At 70.7% G+C, this 2,141-nt stretch carries 2 protein-coding genes; one reads left to right on the top strand and one right to left on the bottom strand.

What is annotated here, in order from left to right:
• Positions 1–290 precede the first annotated feature (290 nt).
• A complete protein-coding gene (ku, locus tag AC5LSR_RS19500; RefSeq protein ID WP_493468778.1) occupies positions 291–1,298 on the bottom strand; it encodes a non-homologous end joining protein Ku in 1,008 nt (335 codons plus the stop codon).
• Positions 1,299–1,852: 554 nt separating this feature from the next.
• On the opposite strand from ku, the gene AC5LSR_RS19495 reads away from it, so the two are divergent.
• On the top strand, positions 1,853–2,065 hold the full coding sequence (locus AC5LSR_RS19495) for a hypothetical protein (RefSeq protein ID WP_250286906.1): 213 nt from the start codon (positions 1,853–1,855) through the stop codon (positions 2,063–2,065).
• The last annotated feature ends 76 nt before the right edge of the window (positions 2,066–2,141 follow it).

The following is a 2,141-nucleotide window of genomic DNA, read 5'->3' as shown; positions in this document are numbered from 1 at the left end:
GACAGAGGCCGCTGACAGAGAGCACCGTTGGCGGACGCCGCCAGAGACCACCGATGGATCACCGACGGCGGCGGACGCCGACGACGTGAACACGACATGCCCGGACCGTGGGCTGATGGCGACAACACCGCCGGCGCGCGGAAACTTCCGTGGCCTCCGCCCGCCATGCCCCGGTTCTCGCCACGCCGGCCGCCCGGCTCGCCCGCGGCCCGTCGCCAGCGCCTGGTCCGGTCCGGTCCCCGGTCCGGTCCGGTCCGGTCCGGTCCGGTCCGGTCCGGTCCGCGGTGACGTTACCTGCGGCCCGCGGCCCCGGCTCTGGGCCCGCCTGCTCTCTTCCCGTTCCGCGCGTCCTGCCGGCCATTGCCATTGCCATTGCCGTTGCCATTGCCGGCGGCGACACCGGCCGCCCCCGCACCGTCCGGGCCGGCCCCGTCCGTGGCGCCTCTGTCCGTGGTGGGGGTGGCCGGGCCGGCGGCGGACCTGGCCGGGCGGCCGGTACCCCGGCCGGCGCCGGCGGGCGGCCGGTCGCGGTGGGCCCGCGCCACGCTGGCGGCGAGGACGGCCACCAGGTCGTCCGCGGAGGTGGCCGTCTCGTTCTCGACCGGCGGGGTCACCACGTCGCTGCCCGACACCTTCGCGTCGATGACGGCCTGCAGGGCCTGCCGGTAACCGTCGGTGTAGGGGGTCGGGTCGAAGTCGTCGGACAACGACTCGATCAGCGTCTGCGCCATGACCAGTTCCTGCGGGCCGACACGCACCTCCTCGTCCAGGAACGGGAAGTCCGGCCGGCGCACCTCGTCCGGCCAGAGCATCGTCGACAGGACGAGCACGTCGCCGCGTATCCGCAGGGTCGCGAGCTGCTCCCGCTGCCGCAGGGCGATCTTGACGAGCGCGACCCGGCCGGAGCCGCCGAGCGCGTCGCGCAGGAGCACGTACGACCTGACCCCGCCGCGGTCGGGCTCGACGTAGTAGCTCCTGGCGAAGTAGATCGGGTCGACCTGTGCCAGCGGGACGAACTCCAGCACGTCGATCGTGCGGGAGGTGGGCAGCGGCAGGTGCGCGAAGTCGTCGTCGGTGAGCACGACGGTCTCCCCGGAGGGCAGCTCGTAGCCTTTGGCGATCTCCGAGTAGGGCACTTCGGCGCCGTCCGCCGCCGCGACCCGCTTGTAGCGGATGCGGGACCCGTCCCAGCGCCTGACCTGGTGGAAGGAGACGTCCCGGTCCTCGGTGGCCGGGTAGAGCCGGACCGGAATCCGGACGAGACCGAAGGAGATCGCGCCTTTCCAGATCGACCGCATGCCCGCCCCTTACTGTGAGTGTGAGCGTGTTCATGGGTTGTCCCGACCGGCATACCGCGGCGGTGACAGCGCCGGATCACGACAGCGCCGGATCAGGCGTCCGCACTGGCGGACACGGCCCAGCGGGCCGCGCTCCGCAGCCGGCGAACACACTCCTTCCACAATGGTCTCCCAACGTCGAGGGGTAAGGAAGCCATGTGGACACAAAAGGCGAACGAATCGCGGACGGACGTACGCCACGAGCGACAGTGCCCGACCCCGGGAACCACCGCACGACGATCGCGACACAATTCCACACTCTGCACACTCTCCGTGCGCACTACTGTACCGACCGTTTCCATCCTGGTTGCTCCGTGGCCGGGCCGTTGCCTGCCCACGGCCGGATGAGCTGGTATTCATGGTGGGCGACGTGCCGGACCGAGTCGAAGAACACGGCAATCTTTTCCCACTTCGGCAGGTACGCCCGGCGCCCAGGTGGAAGGTTCCAAAACGGCGGTAGGGCCAACGCAAGAGTACAGAGGATCACAGTCCGTAGGCGCTGACAGGAGAAAGCCATGACCTCACCGACGGATCTTCCGCTCGACGTGCATGACGTTCTCGACCGTCCCGACGTGTCCGACGCGGACGCTGCGGAGCAGGCGCGCGAGGTCCTGACACGCGATCCGCTGCCGCTCACGGCGTCGTGGCCGTCGTCGCTGGAGGTCGACGAGTACGACGCCGCGGAACAGCAGATCGTCGTGGACGTCGACGAGGACGAGTACCGGTGAAGCGGGCCTGACCCGGGCGAGCCCCGCGCGGGCCCTGGTCCACGCGAGCCTCTGATCCAGCGGTGACGTGCCGGCG

Source organism: Protofrankia sp. CiP1_Cm_nod4 (assembly GCF_982290645.1).
The sequence above is the reverse complement of the archived record's forward strand: the minus strand, read 5'-3'. Positions and strand labels throughout refer to the sequence as shown.

What these genes read in the sequence shown, in the direction of transcription:
- ku (WP_493468778.1), bottom strand. Translation starts at nt 1,298, where the DNA reads ATGCGGTCGATCTGGAAAGGCGCGATCTCCTTCGGTCTCGTCCGGATT.
- AC5LSR_RS19495 (WP_250286906.1), top strand. Translation starts at nt 1,853, where the DNA reads ATGACCTCACCGACGGATCTTCCGCTCGACGTGCATGACGTTCTCGAC.